At 74.4% G+C, this 17,087-nt stretch carries 14 protein-coding genes; 12 read left to right on the top strand and 2 right to left on the bottom strand.

Annotated elements, in window-relative coordinates:
• The first annotated feature begins 8 nt into the window (after positions 1-8).
• The 12 genes from CELF_RS14460 (at position 9) to CELF_RS14405 (ending at position 14,189) form a co-directional block, all read left to right on the top strand.
• A complete protein-coding gene (locus tag CELF_RS14460) occupies positions 9-1,265 on the top strand; it encodes an amidohydrolase (protein WP_013772014.1) in 1,257 nt (418 codons plus the stop codon).
• Positions 1,266-1,512: 247 nt separating this feature from the next.
• A complete protein-coding gene (locus tag CELF_RS14455; RefSeq protein ID WP_013772013.1) occupies positions 1,513-2,607 on the top strand; it encodes a BMP family lipoprotein in 1,095 nt (364 codons plus the stop codon).
• A gap of 82 nt (positions 2,608-2,689) precedes the next feature.
• The gene (locus CELF_RS14450; RefSeq protein ID WP_013772012.1) at positions 2,690-4,210 is read left to right on the top strand and encodes an ABC transporter ATP-binding protein; all 1,521 of its coding nucleotides are present in this window, start codon (positions 2,690-2,692) and stop codon (positions 4,208-4,210) included.
• A complete protein-coding gene (locus CELF_RS14445; protein ID WP_013772011.1) occupies positions 4,207-5,511 on the top strand; it encodes an ABC transporter permease in 1,305 nt (434 codons plus the stop codon). The genes CELF_RS14450 and CELF_RS14445 overlap by 4 nt, the downstream gene beginning before the upstream one ends.
• On the top strand, positions 5,508-6,797 hold the full coding sequence (locus CELF_RS14440; protein WP_013772010.1) for an ABC transporter permease: 1,290 nt from the start codon (positions 5,508-5,510) through the stop codon (positions 6,795-6,797). The genes CELF_RS14445 and CELF_RS14440 overlap by 4 nt, the downstream gene beginning before the upstream one ends.
• A gap of 5 nt (positions 6,798-6,802) precedes the next feature.
• Positions 6,803-7,198: a cytidine deaminase gene (locus CELF_RS14435; RefSeq protein ID WP_013772009.1), complete on the top strand. Its 396-nt coding sequence runs from the start codon at positions 6,803-6,805 to the stop codon at positions 7,196-7,198.
• Between the two features lie 28 nt (positions 7,199-7,226).
• Positions 7,227-8,525: a thymidine phosphorylase gene (locus CELF_RS14430; protein WP_013772008.1), complete on the top strand. Its 1,299-nt coding sequence runs from the start codon at positions 7,227-7,229 to the stop codon at positions 8,523-8,525.
• Positions 8,526-8,626: 101 nt separating this feature from the next.
• Positions 8,627-8,854 (top strand): hypothetical protein, encoded by a 228-nt coding sequence (locus tag CELF_RS14425; RefSeq protein WP_013772007.1) that lies wholly within the window; start codon positions 8,627-8,629, stop codon positions 8,852-8,854.
• 97 nt (positions 8,855-8,951) lie between these two features.
• The gene (locus CELF_RS14420) at positions 8,952-10,079 is read left to right on the top strand and encodes an adenosine deaminase (RefSeq protein WP_013772006.1); all 1,128 of its coding nucleotides are present in this window, start codon (positions 8,952-8,954) and stop codon (positions 10,077-10,079) included.
• A complete protein-coding gene (deoC, locus tag CELF_RS14415; RefSeq protein WP_013772005.1) occupies positions 10,076-10,771 on the top strand; it encodes a deoxyribose-phosphate aldolase in 696 nt (231 codons plus the stop codon). The genes CELF_RS14420 and deoC overlap by 4 nt, the downstream gene beginning before the upstream one ends.
• Positions 10,772-11,006: 235 nt before the next feature.
• Positions 11,007-13,304, top strand: a complete 2,298-nt coding sequence (locus tag CELF_RS19615; protein WP_013772004.1) for a DUF6055 domain-containing protein — start codon at positions 11,007-11,009, stop codon at positions 13,302-13,304.
• 171 nt (positions 13,305-13,475) lie between these two features.
• Positions 13,476-14,189 carry a PIN domain-containing protein gene (locus CELF_RS14405; RefSeq protein ID WP_013772003.1) on the top strand — a complete coding sequence of 238 codons (714 nt, stop codon included), beginning with the start codon at positions 13,476-13,478 and terminating at the stop codon, positions 14,187-14,189.
• Between the two features lie 17 nt (positions 14,190-14,206).
• On the opposite strand, the gene CELF_RS14400 is transcribed toward CELF_RS14405, so the two are convergent.
• Together CELF_RS14400 and CELF_RS14395 are read right to left on the bottom strand one after the other, a co-directional pair.
• Positions 14,207-16,054 carry a phospho-sugar mutase gene (locus tag CELF_RS14400; RefSeq protein WP_013772002.1) on the bottom strand — a complete coding sequence of 616 codons (1,848 nt, stop codon included), beginning with the start codon at positions 16,052-16,054 and terminating at the stop codon, positions 14,207-14,209.
• 121 nt (positions 16,055-16,175) lie between these two features.
• Entirely contained in the window at positions 16,176-17,027 is an 852-nt protein-coding gene (locus CELF_RS14395) for a purine-nucleoside phosphorylase (protein ID WP_013772001.1), read from the bottom strand.
• Between the last annotated feature and the right edge of the window lie 60 nt (positions 17,028-17,087).

Here is a 17,087-nt window from a genome sequence, read left to right as displayed (position 1 = left end):
TCGAGGACGTGCCCGACGCGTCCACCTCCGCCCCCTCGCTCGTGCCCGCCCTCGACGTGCCGCGGCGCTCCACGGACGCCGACGTGGCGCACCTGGTGGCGCTCCTGGCGTCGATGCGCGACGAGCTCGTCGCGATCCGCCGCGACCTGCACGCCCACCCCGAGCTGGGCCGCACCGAGGAGCGCACGACGCGCGTCGTCGCCGAGCGCCTGCGCCTCGCCGGGCTGTCCCCCCGCCTGCTGCCGGGGTCCGGGCTGGTGTGCGACATCGGCCCGTCGCCCGCACAGTCGGGCCGCCGGCGCATCGCGCTGCGCGCCGACCTCGACGGGCTTCCCGTGGCCGACACGTGCGGCCTGCCGTGGGCGTCGACGCACCGCGGGGTCGCGCACGCGTGCGGGCACGACGTGCACACGACGGCGGTGCTGGGCGCGGGTCTCGCGCTCGCGGACGTCGCGGCCTCGGGCGGGCTCGGGACGGGCGTGCGGCTCGTGTTCCAGCCGGCCGAGGAGGTGCAGCCCGGTGGCGCGCTCGACGTCGTCAACGCGGGCGGGCTCGACGGGGTCGCGCAGATCTTCGCGATCCACTGCGACCCGAAGGTCGACGTCGGGCACGTCGGGACGCGCATCGGGCCGATCACGTCGGCGAGCGACGAGGTGCAGGTGGTGCTGACGGGGCCGGGCGGCCACACGTCGCGGCCGCACCTCACGGGCGACCTGGTGTTCGCCCTCGGGCAGGTCATCACGCAGGTGCCCGCGATCCTGGGACGTCGGCTCGACCCGCGCTCGGGGGTCAACCTCACCTGGGGCGCGGTGCAGGCCGGCTCGGCGCACAACGCGATCCCGTCGTCGGGGTCGGTGCGCGGGACGCTGCGCTGCCTCGACGTGCGGGCGTGGGAGAAGGCGTCGGACGTGTTCCACTCCGCGGTGGAGCAGGTCGTCGCGCCGCTCGGGCTGGAGGCGGAGGTCCGCCACCACCGCGGGGTGCCGCCGGTCGAGAACGAGGAGCGCTCGACGGGCGTCCTGGAGGCGGCCGCGCGCGACGTGCTCGGCCCCGACGCGGTGCTGCTCACGGAGCAGTCGCTCGGCGGCGAGGACTTCGCCTGGTACCTGACGAAGGTGCCCGGGGCGATGGCGCGGCTCGGCACGCGGACGCCGGGCGGCCGCACCTACGACATCCACCAGGGTGACCTGCGGGTGGACGAGCGCGCGGTCGAGGCCGGTGCGCTGCTGCTCGCGCGGGCGGCGGTGCTCGCCGGGCGCGCCTGACCGCGCTGACCGGGCACGACGCCGGACCCGTCCCGCTGTCCGACTCGTCCGTCTCGCATGACGGTACGGCCCGTCCGTCACCTGGGCGGACATTCCAACTAGGTAACGGATCCTCGGCGTATACCGCCTGGTAACAAGCGCGTCACCTGCGGCTCACTACTGTCCAGAGCATCGACGCCGGGCAGGAGACCGCCCGGCGGCGGCCCCTGCCGTCCCGGCGGTCGGCTGACGAGATCAGGAGAGACGCGTGAAGAAGATCATCCGTGTGGCCGCACTCGGTGGGGCGGTCGCCCTCACCCTCGCGGCATGTGGCAGCGCCCCCGAGGAGACCGAGGAGACGGCCGGCACCGGCGACGCCGCGGCCTCCGACTTCAAGGCCTGCATCGTCTCGGACGCCGGTGGCTTCGACGACAAGAGCTTCAACCAGCTCAGCTACGAGGGCACCAAGAAGGCTGCCGACGAGCTCGGCGCGGAGTTCGCCGAGGTCCAGTCCGACTCGTCGGCCGACTTCCCCGGCAACCTGCAGAGCCTCGTCTCCGAGAGCTGCAACACCATCGTCTCCGTCGGCTTCGCGCTCTCGGCCGACACGGTCGAGTCGGCCACGTCGAACCCCGACATCAGCTACGTCCTCGTCGACGACGCCGCGGACAACGACTTCGACGGCACCAAGGACGCGGAGAACATCAAGCCGCTCCTGTACGACACGGCGCAGGCCGCGTTCCTCGCGGGCTACCTCGCCGCGGGCTACTCCGAGGCCGGCAAGGTCGGCACCTTCGGCGGCCAGCCCTACCCGACCGTCACGATCTTCATGGACGGCTTCAAGCAGGGCGTCGAGCACTACAACGCCGAGAAGGGCACCAACGTCCAGGTCGTCGGCTACCAGGGTGGCGACCAGGGCTCCTTCACGGGCGGCTTCGAGGCCAACGACTCCGCCAAGGAGGTCGCGGCCGGCATCATCGACCAGGGCGTCGACGTCCTGCTGCCCGTCGGTGGCCCGATCTACCAGTCCGCGATGGACGCCATCGCCGACTCCGGCCGTGAGATCGCGCTGATCGGCGTGGACGCCGACTTCTTCGAGACGGACCCGTCGACGCAGGACCTCGTCCTGACCTCGATCCTCAAGAAGATGGACGTCTCCACGTACGAGGCCGTGCTCGCCTCCGCCGAGGAGGGCTTCGACTACGAGGCCTACGTCGGCACGCTCGAGAACGAGGGCGTGGGCCTGGCCCCGCTGCACAACTTCGAGGACAAGGTCGACCCGGCCCTCATGGAGGAGGTCGACGCGCTGCGTCAGGCGATCATCGACGGCGAGGTCACCGTCACCTCGTACCTGTCGGAGTGACGACGTCGCTGCGGGGAGGTCGGACCGGCCTCCCCGCAGCGTGTCGCCGTGCCGAGACCGACCGTCGCGCGAGGATCACGACATGAAGCTGGAGCTGCGTGGCATCACCAAGCGCTTCGGGGCGCTGGTGGCCAACGACCACATCGACCTCACGGTCGAGCCCGGGGAGATCCACTGCCTCCTCGGGGAGAACGGGGCTGGCAAGTCCACCCTGATGAACGTCCTGTACGGCCTGTACCAGGCCGACGAGGGCGAGATCCTGCTCGACGACGTCCCGCAGGCCTTCGCGGGCCCCGGCGACGCGATGGCCGCCGGCATCGGCATGGTGCACCAGCACTTCATGCTCATCCCGGTGTTCACGGTCGCCGAGAACGTCATGCTCGGGCACGAGCAGACCTCCTCCGGGGGAAGGCTGGACCTCGAGGCGGGCCGCGCGAAGGTGCGCGAGATCGCCGCCCGGTTCGGCTTCCACGTCGACCCCGACGCCCTCGTCGAGGACCTGCCCGTCGGCGTGCAGCAGCGCGTCGAGATCATCAAGGCGCTCTCCCGGGACGCCCGCGTGCTCGTCTTCGACGAGCCCACCGCGGTGCTCACGCCGCAGGAGACCGACGAGCTCATGACGATCATGCGCCAGCTCAAGGAGTCGGGCGCCGCGATCGTCTTCATCACCCACAAGCTCCGTGAGGTCCGCGAGGTGGCGGACCGCATCACGGTCGTGCGCCGCGGTGCCGTCGTGGGCGAGGCGAGCCCCACCGCGAGCGACGCCGAGCTCGCGTCGCTCATGGTCGGCCGCGCGGTCGAGCTGACGGTGCACAAGGACGCGCCGAAGCACAGCGAGTCGCTGCTCGAGGTCACGGACCTGCAGGTCACCGACAGCCGCGGCGCCGTGCTGGTCGACGACGTGAGCTTCCAGGTCCGTGGCGGCGAGGTGCTCGTCGTCGCGGGTGTGCAGGGCAACGGCCAGACCGAGCTCGCCGAGGCGCTCGGTGGCCTCCAGCCCAACGTGACGGGCTCGATCCGTCTCGACGGCGCCGAGCTCGTCGGCCGCTCGGTGCGGCAGGTGCTCGACGCGGGCCTCGGGTTCGTCCCCGAGGACCGCAACGAGGACGGCCTCGTCGGCTCGTTCTCCGTCGCCGAGAACCTCGTGCTCGACCGGACCGACGGCCCGCCGTTCGTCCGCCGCGGCGCGCTGCAGCTGCGCGCGCGCGACACGTTCGCGCGCGAGAAGGTCGACGAGTTCGACATCCGCACGCAGGGCATCGACACGCCCGTCGGGCGGCTCTCGGGCGGCAACCAGCAGAAGGTCGTGCTCGCGCGGGAGCTGTCGCGCGACCTGCGGCTCCTCGTCGCGGCGCAGCCCACGCGCGGCGTCGACGTGGGGTCCATCGAGTTCATCCACAAGCGGATCGTCGAGACGCGTGACGCGGGGATCCCCGTGATCGTCGTGTCCACCGAGCTCGACGAGGCCGTGGCGCTCGGAGATCGGATCATGGTCATGTACCGAGGACGCGTCGTGGGGATCGTCCCCGCGACCACCCCCCGGGACGTGCTCGGCCTCATGATGGCCGGCATCGCCCCGCAGGACGCGGCGGACGTCGCATGAGCGGCTCGACGCAGCCCACGACCCCGGTCGTGACCGACGCAGGCGGCGACGACGCCGCCAAGGTCCCGGACACGCGCGACAGCCGCTGGGGGGACGCGTTCCAGCGCGTCGTCTCGGGCGGCTGGGCGGTGTCGCTCGGCGCGGTCGTGCTGGCCGTGCTCGCGGGCTCGATCATGATCGCGTTCACCGACGAGGGCGTGCAGGAGGCCTCGCAGTACTTCTTCGCGCGGCCCGGCGACACCCTCGCGGCGATCGGCCAGGCGGTCGGCGGCGCGTACGCGGCGCTGTTCCGCGGCGCGGTGTACGACTTCCGCGCGGACGACTTCGCGACCGGCATCCGCCCGCTCACGCAGTCCCTGACGTACGCGACCCCGCTCATCGCGGCGGGTCTCGGCGTCGCGCTCGCGTTCCGCGCCGGCATGTTCAACATCGGCGGCCTCGGGCAGATGCTCGCGGCGGCGGCCGGTGCCGGCTGGGTCGGCTTCGCGTTCGACCTGCCCGCGGGCGTGCACCTCGTCGTGGCGCTCGTCGTCGGCATCCTCGCCGGTGCGCTCTGGGCAGGCATCGCGGGCGTGCTCAAGGCGACCACGGGCGCGCACGAGGTGATCGTCACGATCATGCTCAACTACGTCGCGTTCTACCTGCTGTCCTACCTGCTCGCGACGCCCGGCCTGCTGCAGGCGCCCGGCTCCGCGAACCCCAAGTCGCCGCCCATGAAGGACACCGCGGTCCTGCCCGACCTCCTCGGGGCGCGCTACGCGCTGCACCTCGGGTTCCTGCTCGCGCTCGTCGCGGTCGTCGTCGTGTGGTGGCTGCTCAACCGGTCGAGCGCCGGGTTCGCGTTCCGCGCGATCGGTGAGAACCCGCACGCGGCGCGCGTCGCGGGCATCCACGTCCCGCGCACGACCGTCCTCGCGATGGTCACGTCCGGCGCGCTCATCGGCCTCGCCGGAGCGACGCAGGTGCTCGGGCTCATCACCACCGGCTTCGGGTCGGACATCGACGCCGGGATCGGGTTCGACGCGATCACCGTCGCGCTGCTCGGCGGGTCCAACCCCGTCGGCGTGCTGTTCGCGAGCCTCCTGTTCGGCGCCTTCAAGGCCGGCGGCTCGGCGATGCAGGCCTCGCAGCGCATCCCGATCGAGATCGTGCTCGTCGTCCAGTCGCTCATCGTGCTGTTCATCGCCGCGCCCCCGCTGGTGCGCGCGGTGTTCCGGCTCCCGCAGCCGGACCGCAAGCGACCGGCCCCGCGACGCACCTCGAAGAAGACGCAGGACACGACGACGGCGGTGGAGCGATGACGACCCTGGCCCCGGTCCCCGACCAGGCGGTGGTCGAGCACCGCCGCGTCACCGTCGTGAGCTGGAAGGCGACGATCGGCTTCGGCGTCGTCACCGCGCTGTTCGCGCTCCTGCTCGTCCTCGCGCCCCGCACGGGCAACGCGGCGTTCCGCCTCGCGACCGACGGCGACCTGTTCACGCTGCCGAACCTGTCCGTGCCGGGCATGGCGACGGCCTGGATCTGCGTCGTCGTCATGGCCCTGCTCGTGCTGCTCGTCGGCCTGCTGTCCGCCCGCGGCCGCCGCGTGCCGCTGTGGGTGCCCGTGCTGTTCGCGGTCGTCTTCCTGTTCGGGTTCCTCGCCTGGGCGGCCGCGGGCAGCGACCGCGACATCCCGTTCGTGCGGCTCATCGGCGGCTCCGTGCTGCTGGCCGTGCCGATCGTGTTCGGTGCGCTGGGCGGCGTCATCGGCGAGCGCGCCGGTGTCGTCAACATCGCGATCGAGGGCCAGCTCCTCGCGGGCGCGTTCACGGCCGCGGTCGTGGGCTCGGTGACCGACTCGCCGTGGCTCGGCCTGCTCGCCGCGATCGTCTCGGGTGTGCTCGTCGCCGCGGTGCTCGCGGTGTTCGCGATCACGTACCGCGTCAACCAGGTCATCGTCGGCGTCGTGCTCAACGTGCTCGTGATCGGCCTGACGAGCTTCTTCTACTCGCAGGTCCTCGTGCCGAGCGCCGAGCAGCTCAACGACACGACGCGCTTCGAGCGCATCGCGATCCCGCTGCTGTCGAAGATCCCGATCATCGGACCGGCGCTGTTCAACCAGACCGTCGTCGTCTACCTCATGTACCTCGCGGTCCCGGCCGTGTGGTTCGCGCTGAGCCGGACCCGCTGGGGCCTGCGCGTGCGGGCCGTCGGCGAGCACCCCAAGGCGGCCGACACCGTCGGCATCAAGGTCGAGCGCACGCGCTGGCGCGCCGTCCTCATCGCCGGTGGCATCGCGGGCGTCGGCGGCGCGTTCTACACCGTGGTCTCGGTGTCGAGCTTCGGCAAGGAGATGACCGCGGGCGCCGGCTTCATCGCGCTGGCCGCCGTCATCTTCGGCAACTGGGACCCGATCCGGGCCGCGCTGGCCGCCCTGCTGTTCGGCTTCGCGTCGAACCTCGAGGGTGCGCTCAGCATCGTCGGCGCCCCCGTGCCCAGCCAGTTCATGCTCATGCTGCCGTACGTCGTGACGATCCTGGCCGTCGCCGGGCTCGTCGGCCGCTCGCGCGCGCCCGCGGCCTCCGGCGAGCCGTACGTCAAGGAGTGAGCGCCGTGGAGATCGACTGGGACGCGCTGCGCGCGGCGGCCACCGAGGCCATGCACCGTGCGTACGTGCCGTACTCGAAGTTCCCCGTCGGGGTGGCCGCGCTCGTCGACGACGGTCGTGTCGTCGTCGGGTGCAACGTCGAGAACGCGTCGTACGGCCTGACCCTGTGCGCCGAGTGCGCGCTCGTGTCCGGCCTGCACGTGTCCGGCGGCGGGCGGCTGGTGGCGTTCACCTGCGTGGACGGGCACGGCAACGTGCTCATGCCGTGCGGGCGGTGCCGCCAGCTGCTGTGGGAGCACGGCGGTCCGCGCCTGCTCGTGGAGACGGTCTCGGGGATCAAGCCGATGACCGAGGTGCTGCCGGACGCGTTCGGTCCGCAGGACCTGGAGGACCGTGCGTGAGCGCGCCGAAGCCGAGGAAGGCCGACCGATGAGCACCACCGAGCCGTTCGACGCCGTCGACGTCATCGTCGCCAAGCGCGACGGGCACCGCCTGACCGACGCGCAGATCGACTGGGTCGTCGACGCGTACACGCGCGGCGTCGTCGCGGACGAGCAGATGTCGTCGCTCGCGATGGCGATCCTGCTCAACGGCATGGACCGGGCCGAGATCGCGCGGTGGACCGCCGCGATGATCGCGAGCGGCGAGCGGCTGGACTTCTCGTCGCTGTCGCGGCCGACCTCCGACAAGCACTCGACCGGCGGCGTGGGGGACAAGATCACGCTGCCGCTCGCACCGCTCGTCGCGGTCTTCGACGTCGCGGTGCCGCAGCTCTCGGGCCGCGGCCTGGGCCACACGGGCGGCACGCTCGACAAGCTCGAGTCGATCCCCGGCTGGCGCGCGGCGCTGTCGAACGACGAGACGATGCGCCAGCTCGAGGAGGTCGGCGCGGTCATCTGCCAGGCCGGCTCGGGCCTCGCGCCCGCGGACCGCAAGCTGTACGCGCTGCGCGACGTCACGGGCACGGTCGAGGCCATCCCGCTCATCGCCAGCTCGATCATGAGCAAGAAGATCGCGGAGGGCACGGGCTCGCTCGTGCTCGACGTCAAGGTCGGCTCCGGTGCGTTCATGAAGGACGAGGCCCGGGCGCGCGAGCTCGCGCAGACGATGGTCGAGCTCGGCACCGACGCGGGCGTCACGACGGTCGCGCTGCTCACCGACATGTCGACGCCGCTGGGCCTGACCGCGGGCAACGCGCTCGAGGTCCGCGAGTCGGTCGAGGTGCTCGCCGGCGGCGGCCCTGCCGACGTCGTCGAGCTCACGGTCGCGCTCGCGCGCGAGATGCTCGTCGCGGCCGGACGCCCCGACGCGGACCCCGCGGCGGCGCTCGCCGACGGGCGGGCGATGGACGTCTGGAAGCGCATGATCGCGGCGCAGGGCGGCGACCCGGACGCGACCCTGCCGGTCGCGCGCGAGACCGAGCAGGTCGTCGCCGAGACCGACGGCGTGGTCGCGTCGGTCGACGCGTACGCGGTCGGCATCGCCGCCTGGCGGCTCGGCGCGGGACGCGCGCGCAAGGAGGACCCGGTGCAGGCCGGTGCGGGCGTCGAGCTGCACGTGCGGCCCGGCGACACCGTGCGCGCCGGGCAGCCGCTGCTCACGCTGCACACGGACACCCCCGAGCGGTTCGGGCGCGCGCGCGAGGCGCTCGACGGCGGCCTCGTCGTCGCGCCCGCGGGGACGGTCGTCCCGGAGCGTCGGCTGGTCCTGGACCGCGTCGAGGCCTGACGAACCGTGGCGGGAGCACCGCCCGCGGAGCACGATGGGCAGTGCAGGACGGGCGCGCCGCCGCTGCGGTGCGACCCACCCGGACGGCGAGGAGGAGACCCATGAGCACCGTCCCCGGTGACGACGCGTGGCGGGACGCGGGCCTGGCACCCGTGGCAGCGGAGACGCCGCTGCGCCTGACCGACGACCCCGTCGACGACACGGACGACCCCGAGGAGTACCGGCCGGGCTTCGCGCGAGCGGACCGTGAGGGCTCCGCGGACGAGGCCGACGTCGTCGAGCAGGACACCGAGGTGCCGGCCGAGGACGAGCCGGACGGCCTCGCGTGACGCGCACCACGGACGGCCGCCCGACCCGTGGGGCGGCCGGCCCGGCCGGGGCTCGCACGCCCGCGCCGACCTGCGAGGACACCGGTACGGTGACGCCATGACGACCCCCGCCGCGCCCGCGGCCGACGACTCCGCGGCGCAGCTCGTCGCCCTCGTCCCGGGCCTGCCGAAGATCCTGCTGCACGACCACCTGGACGGCGGGCTGCGGCCCGCGACGATCGTCGAGCTCGCGGCCGAGATCGGGCACGAGCTGCCCACGACGGACCCGGAGGCGCTCGGCCGCTGGTTCGTCGAGTCCGCCGACTCGGGAAGCCTCGAGCGCTACCTGGAGACGTTCGAGCACACCGTCGCGGTCATGCAGACGGCGGACGCGCTGCGCCGCGTTGCGCGCGAGGCCGTGCTGGACCTCGCGGCGGACGGCGTCGTGTACGTCGAGTCGCGGTACGCGCCCGAGCAGCACCTGCGCGCCGGGCTCACGCTCGACGAGGTCGTCGACGCCGTGCAGGCGGGCTTCGCCGAGGGGGTCGCCGAGGTCGCGGCGCAGGGCCGCACGATCCGCGTCGGCACCCTGCTGTCCGCGATGCGCCAGGCCGACCGTGCGCAGGAGGTCGCCGCCGTCGCGCTCGCGCACCGCGACGACGGCGTGGTCGGGTTCGACATCGCCGGGCCCGAGGAGGGCTTCCCGCCGTCGCGGCACGCCGCCGCGTTCCAGGCGCTCGCCGACGCGCACCTCCCGACGACCGTGCACGCGGGCGAGGGGTCCGGGCTGGCGTCGATCGGCGAGGCGCTGCACGTCGCGCAGGCCTGCCGCATCGGGCACGGGGCGCGCCTCGTCGACGACGTCACGACCGACGACCTCGGCGACCGCCTCGGGCCGCTCGCGCACTGGGTCCGCGACCGTCGCGTCCCGCTCGAGCTGTGCCCGTCGTCGAACCTGCAGACCGGGGCCGCCGCGTCGATCGCGGAGCACCCCGTCACGCGGCTCAAGCGGCTCGGCTTCAAGGTCACCGTCAACACCGACAACCGGCTGCAGTCGGGCACCACGCTGAGCCGTGAGCTCACGCTGCTCGTGCAGGAGGCCGGCTGGACGCTCGACGACCTCCAGGACGTGGCCGTGACCGCGGCCGCCTACGCGTTCGTCCACCACGACGACCGCGACCATCTCATCGACACCGTGATCCGGCCGGCCTACGCGGCTGCCCGGGGAGGAAGGCACCGCGCATGACCGCGACCCACGACGCCCCCCACGACGCCGCCGGCCTGGCCCGGCTCGTCGACCACACGCTCCTGAAGCCGGAGGCGACCGTCGCCGACGTGCAGGCGCTCGTCGAGGAGGCCGCCCGCCTGGGCGTGTACTCGGTGTGCGTGTCGCCGTCGTTCCTGCCGCTCGACACCTCGGCGGCGCCCGGGCTGCACGTCGCGACGGTGTGCGGGTTCCCGTCGGGCAAGCACCACAGCGACGTCAAGGCGGCCGAGGCCGCGCGGTCCGTGCGGGACGGCGCGGACGAGGTCGACATGGTCATCGACGTGGGCGCGGCCATCGAGGGCCGGTTCGACGCCGTCGAGGCGGACATCGCCGCGGTGCGCGCCGCGACGCCTGGCGACGTCGTGCTCAAGGTCATCATCGAGTCCGCCGCGCTGACGGACGAGCAGGTCGTCGCGGTGTGCGAGGCCGCGGAGCGCGCGGGCGCGGACTTCGTGAAGACGTCGACGGGCTTCCACCCCGCCGGGGGTGCCACCGTGCACGCGGTCGAGCTCATGGCCCGCACGGTCGGCGGGCGCCTGGGCGTGAAGGCGTCGGGCGGCATCCGCACGTCTGCCGACGCGGTCGCGATGGTCCAGGCGGGCGCGACGCGGCTCGGCCTGTCCGGCACCGCTGCCGTGCTCGCGGGCCTGGAGGCGGACGCGGGCTACTGAGCCGGCCGCGCCCGTACCCGTCGATCGCCGCACGCCGTCCGTCCGGGGGGCGTGCGGCGATCCGTGCTCTGGCACACCCTTGTCGGACGAGTGTCCGGATTCACCCGATTGCGGCGCCTGGTCGCATTGACGTGGAGTGTCCGACCGGACGACAGTGGGGCAGCCGCCCGCCCGGTGCGGTGACGTCCCGCTGCCCCGGCGCGACGGCCCGACGGACGGAGGGGACCGCGCGCGCATGGCCCGGATCGGACGGCTCGCGCTCGTGGCTGCCCTCGTGGTCCCCGTCGTCGCCGGCGGTGCCGTGGCCGTCGCGATCGCCGGGACCGGCGACGGCAAGCCGGTCGTGGTCCCGCCCGCCTGGGAGCAGGCGTGGCAGGACGCGCACGTCCGCGAGGGCGAGGACGTCGTGCTCGCGTGGGGCGAGCTGCCCGGCGCCGACCCGACGCGGGCGACGCTGGACCTGCGGTTCGACCCCGACCGGACGGTCGCCGCGCTCGACGCCCTGTACGACACGCACGTGCGCGACCTGGCGGTCGCCCCGCAGGACGGCGCGGTCGACGACGCGAAGCTCGTCGTCGTGGTGCAGGGCACCTGGTCGCAGGGCCCCGGCTCGCACCGGGAGACGGTCCTGACGCCGCGCCCCGGCGCGCTCGCGTCGGGCGACCTGCTCGTGACCGGCGGCGTCGACGACGGCGTGGGCGTCGTGCAGGCGGCGGTGTCCGCCCTCGCCGGCGGCGGCGGCAGCGACGCGCCCGCACCGTCGTGGGACCTCGCACGCGGGGTCGCGCAGGCCGTCCAGGAGTTCGCCCGGATCGACGCCCCCCACGGCGCGCTGGCCGCGGACTCGGCCGGTGCGTTCGCCGCGGCGAGCGCCGCGTACCTCGCGACGGCCGGCGCCGCCGACGGCGTCGGGGACGTGTCCGACGTGGTCCGGAGCCCGTCGGTGCCGTGGTCGAGCGCGCGGCTCGGAGACGGCGGCTGGCTGCTGCTGCAGTACCTCGCGGAACGCGACGACGACCGGACCGTGAGCCGGATCTGGCGGGGCGGCGACGGCACGCAGACGGCCCTCGAGGCGTACCGCCGCGGCGCAGGGCTGAGCCAGGTCGCGCTGAACCGGCGCGTCGCCGAGTACGCGATGCGGACCGTCACGTGGGACTTCGGCGGCACGCGCGAGGTCGCCGACGCGGTCGCGACGCTCGACCCCGTCCTGCTCGCGGGCCGCAGCACGCCCGTGGAGGCCGTCCCCGACGACCCCGGGCGCTATCGCGTGGCCGGGGCGTTCGCGCCGTCGGACTACGGCTACAACCTCGTCCACCTGCGGCCCGACCAGCCCGGCGGGACCGTGCACGTGCGGCTGCGCGGCACGGGGACGGCGCCCGACGCGGGGTGGTCCGTGGGCTTCGTCGCCGTCGCGGGCGGTGCCGCGCGGTACAGCCCCGTCACCGAGGGCACCGACGAGGAGCTGCAGTTCTCGCTGCGCGAGGGGGAGACGGACGTCTACCTGGTCGTCGTCGGCACCCCCGCGGCGGCGCACGCGGTGGACTCGGCGGACGGCTTCGGCGCGGTGCCGCGCTACCCCTACGAGTTCCGGGTCGCGGGCGCGGCGGTGGTCGACGAGACCGCGCTCGAGCCCGTCCCGGGCGGGCACCGGCACGCCAACGGCGGGGGCTGGGTCGACGACGACGCCTGGGTCGACCCGACCGCGTACGTCGGGCCGCACGCCGTCGTGCACGGGGACGCGCGCGTCGGCGGGAACGCCCGCGTGGACGGCCGTGCGTGGGTCGAGGGCGGTGCGGTCGTCGAGGGCTCGGCGGTCGTCACCGACATGGCCGTCGTCAGGAGCGGGGCCCGGCTCGGCGGCGACGTCGTGGTGGGCGGGGACGCGGTCGTCGACTTCGACTGCGCGGCGGGGGAGTACCGCGCGTTCGGCCCCGAGCGGGAGTGCGACGGCCGGCCCGCTCCGGCCGACGTCAACGCCGCCCCGGAGCCCCTGCCGGCGGATGCCCTCGCGTTCACCGACCCGGCGCTCGCCGACCCCGTCCCGCCCGTCACCGTGGAACCGACCCCGACGGCGACACCCGGTGCGGGGCAGCCCGGGTCGACGCCGACGCCCCGCACGCCGTCGGCAGGCGCCACGGCCCCGGCCGCGGGCGCGAGCAGCCCGCCCGTGACCGACGGCGGGGTGGCGCCGCCCGAGCCCGTCACGGCCGGCGGGTGCACGGCGACGTACCGCGTGACGACCTCCTGGGAGCACGACGGCCGGGCGTGGTACCAGGCCGAGGTCGTCGTCACGGCGGGCAGCGCGGGCGTCGGCGGCTGGGCCACGTCGTGGGCGCTGCCGGCGGGCAAGGACGTCACCGCGGTGTGGAACGCCCAGCTCGGCACGAGCGGCGCGAGCGTCACGGCCGAGAACATGTCCTACAACGGCGCGCTCAAGGCCGGGCAGACGACGACGTTCGGCGTGCAGGGCTCAGCGGCGACGCTCGACGTGGCCCGCGCGGTGCACGACCTGCGCTGCGCCCAGACGCGCTGACCCGAGCACGCGCCCACGTGGCCCGAGGCGGCGCGTGCTCGGCTCGGAGAACGACGGGCAGCAGCGAACGACCGCACCGTCGACTCCCCGCCGAGCGGGGCTCGTGCCGGTCACCTCGGGGTCCTTGTCCGGACGCGCGCGACACGCTACAGCTGGACGAGGAGGTCTCCTGTGAGCGACGAGCTGCACCCTACGACACGTGACGAGGCGTCGCGGCCCGCGGCGCCGACCGGCGACAGTCGGCACGGCCAGTGGTCCGAGTGGTCGCGGACGCTGAGTGTCGCGGTGCTCACCGCGGTCGTGACGCTGACGTCGTCGTGGCTCGCGAGCGAGAACGCGCTGCGTCAGGTGGAGCTCCAGACGCGCACCGAACGGGAGGCAGCGATCCGCGCTGAGCGCCGTGACGCGTACTCACGGCTCCTCGCCGACCTGAACGCCTTCCGTCCGACGGTCGAGGGCTGTTGGGACCTGCAGTTCCCGCCAACCGACTGGGACCCGGCGAACGACGCCTACCCGACTCTCCAGACGGCGTTCCAGGATCTCGGTGCGGTGCAGCTGATCGGGACGCCCCACGCGACCTCGGTCGCGACGGAGGCGTACTACGACGCGGAGTTCCTCGCCGACGAGTGTGATCGTGTCCGGCTCTCGGTCGCCGAGGACCCCACGCTCGGCGGCGTCGACGGACCGCTGGCGGAGAACTGGGACGCGATCATGATCGCGTTCGAGCTGCAGGCGACGTCTGCGGCCCTCACGTTGGAGACCTTCAGAGCGGACCTGCTCGGGACGAGCGACGACAGGACGGTCGCGCAGCTGACGGCCGACGTCGACGAGATGCGTGCCCAGCTCGACGACATCTACCCCGGCGGCGAGATCCCCGGCGACTGATCGACGTCGCGCGGCGCCTAGAGCCCGAGGACCGTGCGGACGTCGGCGGCGAGCGCGTCGAGCCGTGCGCGGGCCGAGCGGCGGGCGTGCGTGACCGCGTCGTCGTCGGCGTCGGCCGCGACGGGCTCGACGACCTCGAGGTAGCACTTCACCTTCGGCTCGGTGCCGCTGGGCCGGACGATGACGCGCGTGCCGTCGGACGTGAACATCCGCAGGCCGTCGGTGGGCGGCAGGCCGTCACGGTCGTCCTCCGTCCCGGCGGCGAGGTCGACGACCGACGTCACGGGGACGCCGGCGAGCGTGCGCGGCGGGGTCGCGCGCAGGCGCTGGACGGTCGCGCCGATGTCCGCGAGGTCGGCGAACCGCGCCGACACCTGACCGGTGAGGTGCAGGCCGTGCGCGCGCGCGAGGTCGTCGAGCGCGTCCACGGGCGAGCGCCCCTGGGCCTTGAGGGTCGCGGCGAGCCCGGCGACCGTGAGGGCCGCGGAGATGCCGTCCTTGTCGCGGACGTGGGCCGGGTCGACGCAGTAGCCGAGGGCCTCCTCGTAGCCGAACACGAGCCCGTCGACGCGGGAGATCCACTTGAACCCGGTGAGCGTCTGCCGGTGCTGCAGGCCTGCGTGCCGCGCGATCTCGGCGAGCAGTCGCGAGGAGACGATCGAGCTCGCGAGCACCGCGTGGTCGCGCGACGCGGCGGCGGCCCGGCGCGCAGCCAGGTCGCCGAGCAGCGCGCCGGTCTCGTCGCCGTGCAGCATGCGCCAGCCCTCGGCGGCGGCGGTGTCGGGGCCGCGGTACGAGCGCGAGCGCAGGTCCTGCACGGCGACCGCGCAGCGGTCCGCGTCCGGGTCGAGGGCGAGCACCAGGTCGGCGCGCTCGTCCCCGGCCAGGCCGATCGCGAGGTCGATCGCGCCGGGCTCCTCGGGGTTGGGGAAGGCGACCGACGGGAAGTCCGGGTCGGGGAACTCCTGCTCGGGCACGAGGAGGACGTCGGTGAACCCTGCCTCGGCGAGCACGCGCTGGGCGACGCGACCGCCGACGCCGTGCAGCGGCGTCAGCACGATCCGCAGGTCGCCCGCGGCGGCGCGGGCCTCGGGCGAGAGGTCGGCGAGGCCGACGACCGTGCGCACGTAGGCGTCGACGACGTCCTGGCCCAGCACGGTCCAGCCGTGGTCGGCGCGCGGGACGGACGCGACCGACGGCACGCGCGCGATCTCGGCGGCGATCGCCGTGTCGGTGGGAGGCACGATCTGTGCGCCCTGACCGGCGTCGGTGACGACCCGGCCGCCCAGGTAGACCTTGTAGCCGTTGTCCTGCGGCGGGTTGTGCGACGCCGTCACCATGATCCCGGCGTCGGCGTCGAGGTGGCGGACGCAGAACGCGAGCACGGGGGTCGGCAGCGGCTCGGGCAGCAGGAGCACCTCGATGCCGACGGCCGTGAGCACGCCCGCGGTGTCGAGCGCGAACTGCGCCGAGTTGTGCCGGGCGTCGTACCCGACGACGACGCGCGGCGGCGGGGTGACGCCGTCGAGCTCGCCGAGCAGGAAGTCCGCGATGCCCGCGGCGGCGCGGACCACGACCGCACGGTTCATGCGGTGCGGTCCGCCCGCGAGGCGCCCGCGCAGACCGGCGGTGCCGAACTGCAGGAGGCCCTGGAAGCGGTCGGCGAGCTCCGCGCGGGCGGCCGCCCGCGCGTCGATGGCCTGTCGCTGCGTCGGGTCCGGGTCGTGGCCGGGCAGCAGGCCCTCGGGGCCGGTCCGGGCCGTCGTCAGCAGGCCGCGCAGCTCGTCCGCCGTCTGCGGGTCAGGGTCGTCGTCGATCCAGGCCTGCACCCGTGCCTCGAGCGCGGCCCACCCCTCGTCGGTCATGGGGCCAACGTACTGGCCTGCGGCGGAGACCGCGTCGTCGAAGGTCCCGGCGCGGCGGCGGCCCGTGCCCGCGCGCGAGCGACGCGCCGGGACACGGGCCGTGGGGCCTGCGGGGGACCGCTCAGACGCGCCGGACGACCTCCGCGAGGAGGGCGCTGATGCGCGGGCCGGCCGCCGCACCCGCCTCGAGCACCTCGGTGTGGGACAGCGGCTGGTCGCTGATCCCAGCGCCGAAGTTGGTCACCAGGGAGACGCCGAGCACCTCGAGCCCGGCGTGCCGGGCGGCGATCGCCTCGAGCGTCGTCGACATGCCGACGAGGTCCCCGCCGAGCCGGCCCGCCATCGCGACCTCCGCCGGCGTCTCGTAGTGCGGGCCGCGGAACTGCACGTACACGCCCTCGTCGAGCGAGGGGTCGACCGACCGCGCGACCTCCCGCAGCCGCGCCGAGTACAGGTCCGTGAGGTCGACGAACGTCGCACCCTCGAGCGGCGAGGTGGCCGTGAGGTTGATGTGGTCCGAGATCAGGACGGGCGTGCCCGGGCCCCACGCGGGGTTGAGACCGCCGCACCCGTTGGTCAGCACGAGCGTCGACGCGCCCGTCGCCGCGGCCGTGCGCACCCCGTGCACGACGCGCCGCACCCCCCGGCCCTCGTACAGGTGCGTGCGCGAGCCGAGCACGAGCGCGTGCTTCGGGGCGGCCCCGTCGCCGCCGGCGATGCGGATCGAGCGGATCGTGCCGACGTGCCCCACCACGGCCGCCGCGCTGAACCCGGGCACCTCGGTGCTGGGCAGCTCGGCGACGGTCTCCCCGAGCAGGTCGGCCGCGCCTCCCCAGCCGGAGCCGAGCACGAGGGCCACGTCGTGCCGGGCAACGCCGGTGGCCTGCGCGATGTGCTCCGCGGCGGCGCGTGCGACGTCGAACGGGTCGGTCGCGGGGTCGTCGAGGTCCGGGACGGCGGTGAGGTCGCTCATGCCCGAAGGCTAACGCCGCCGGTCGACCGGCCCGTGCAGGGCGCGGCAGGCAGAATGGGC

The sequence above is a fragment of the Cellulomonas fimi ATCC 484 genome (genome assembly GCF_000212695.1).
Taxonomy (GTDB): Bacteria; Actinomycetota; Actinomycetes; order Actinomycetales; family Cellulomonadaceae; genus Cellulomonas; species Cellulomonas fimi.
The sequence above is the reverse complement of the archived record's forward strand: the minus strand, read 5'-3'. Positions and strand labels throughout refer to the sequence as shown.

What these genes read in the sequence shown, in the direction of transcription:
- CELF_RS14445 (WP_013772011.1), top strand. Translation starts at nt 4,207, where the DNA reads ATGAGCGGCTCGACGCAGCCCACGACCCCGGTCGTGACCGACGCAGGC.
- CELF_RS14430 (WP_013772008.1), top strand. Translation starts at nt 7,227, where the DNA reads ATGAGCACCACCGAGCCGTTCGACGCCGTCGACGTCATCGTCGCCAAG.
- CELF_RS19615 (WP_013772004.1), top strand. Translation starts at nt 11,007, where the DNA reads ATGGCCCGGATCGGACGGCTCGCGCTCGTGGCTGCCCTCGTGGTCCCC.
- CELF_RS14420 (WP_013772006.1), top strand. Translation starts at nt 8,952, where the DNA reads ATGACGACCCCCGCCGCGCCCGCGGCCGACGACTCCGCGGCGCAGCTC.
- CELF_RS14400 (WP_013772002.1), bottom strand. Translation starts at nt 16,054, where the DNA reads ATGACCGACGAGGGGTGGGCCGCGCTCGAGGCACGGGTGCAGGCCTGG.
- CELF_RS14425 (WP_013772007.1), top strand. Translation starts at nt 8,627, where the DNA reads ATGAGCACCGTCCCCGGTGACGACGCGTGGCGGGACGCGGGCCTGGCA.
- CELF_RS14440 (WP_013772010.1), top strand. Translation starts at nt 5,508, where the DNA reads ATGACGACCCTGGCCCCGGTCCCCGACCAGGCGGTGGTCGAGCACCGC.
- deoC (WP_013772005.1), top strand. Translation starts at nt 10,076, where the DNA reads ATGACCGCGACCCACGACGCCCCCCACGACGCCGCCGGCCTGGCCCGG.
- CELF_RS14450 (WP_013772012.1), top strand. Translation starts at nt 2,690, where the DNA reads ATGAAGCTGGAGCTGCGTGGCATCACCAAGCGCTTCGGGGCGCTGGTG.
- CELF_RS14395 (WP_013772001.1), bottom strand. Translation starts at nt 17,027, where the DNA reads ATGAGCGACCTCACCGCCGTCCCGGACCTCGACGACCCCGCGACCGAC.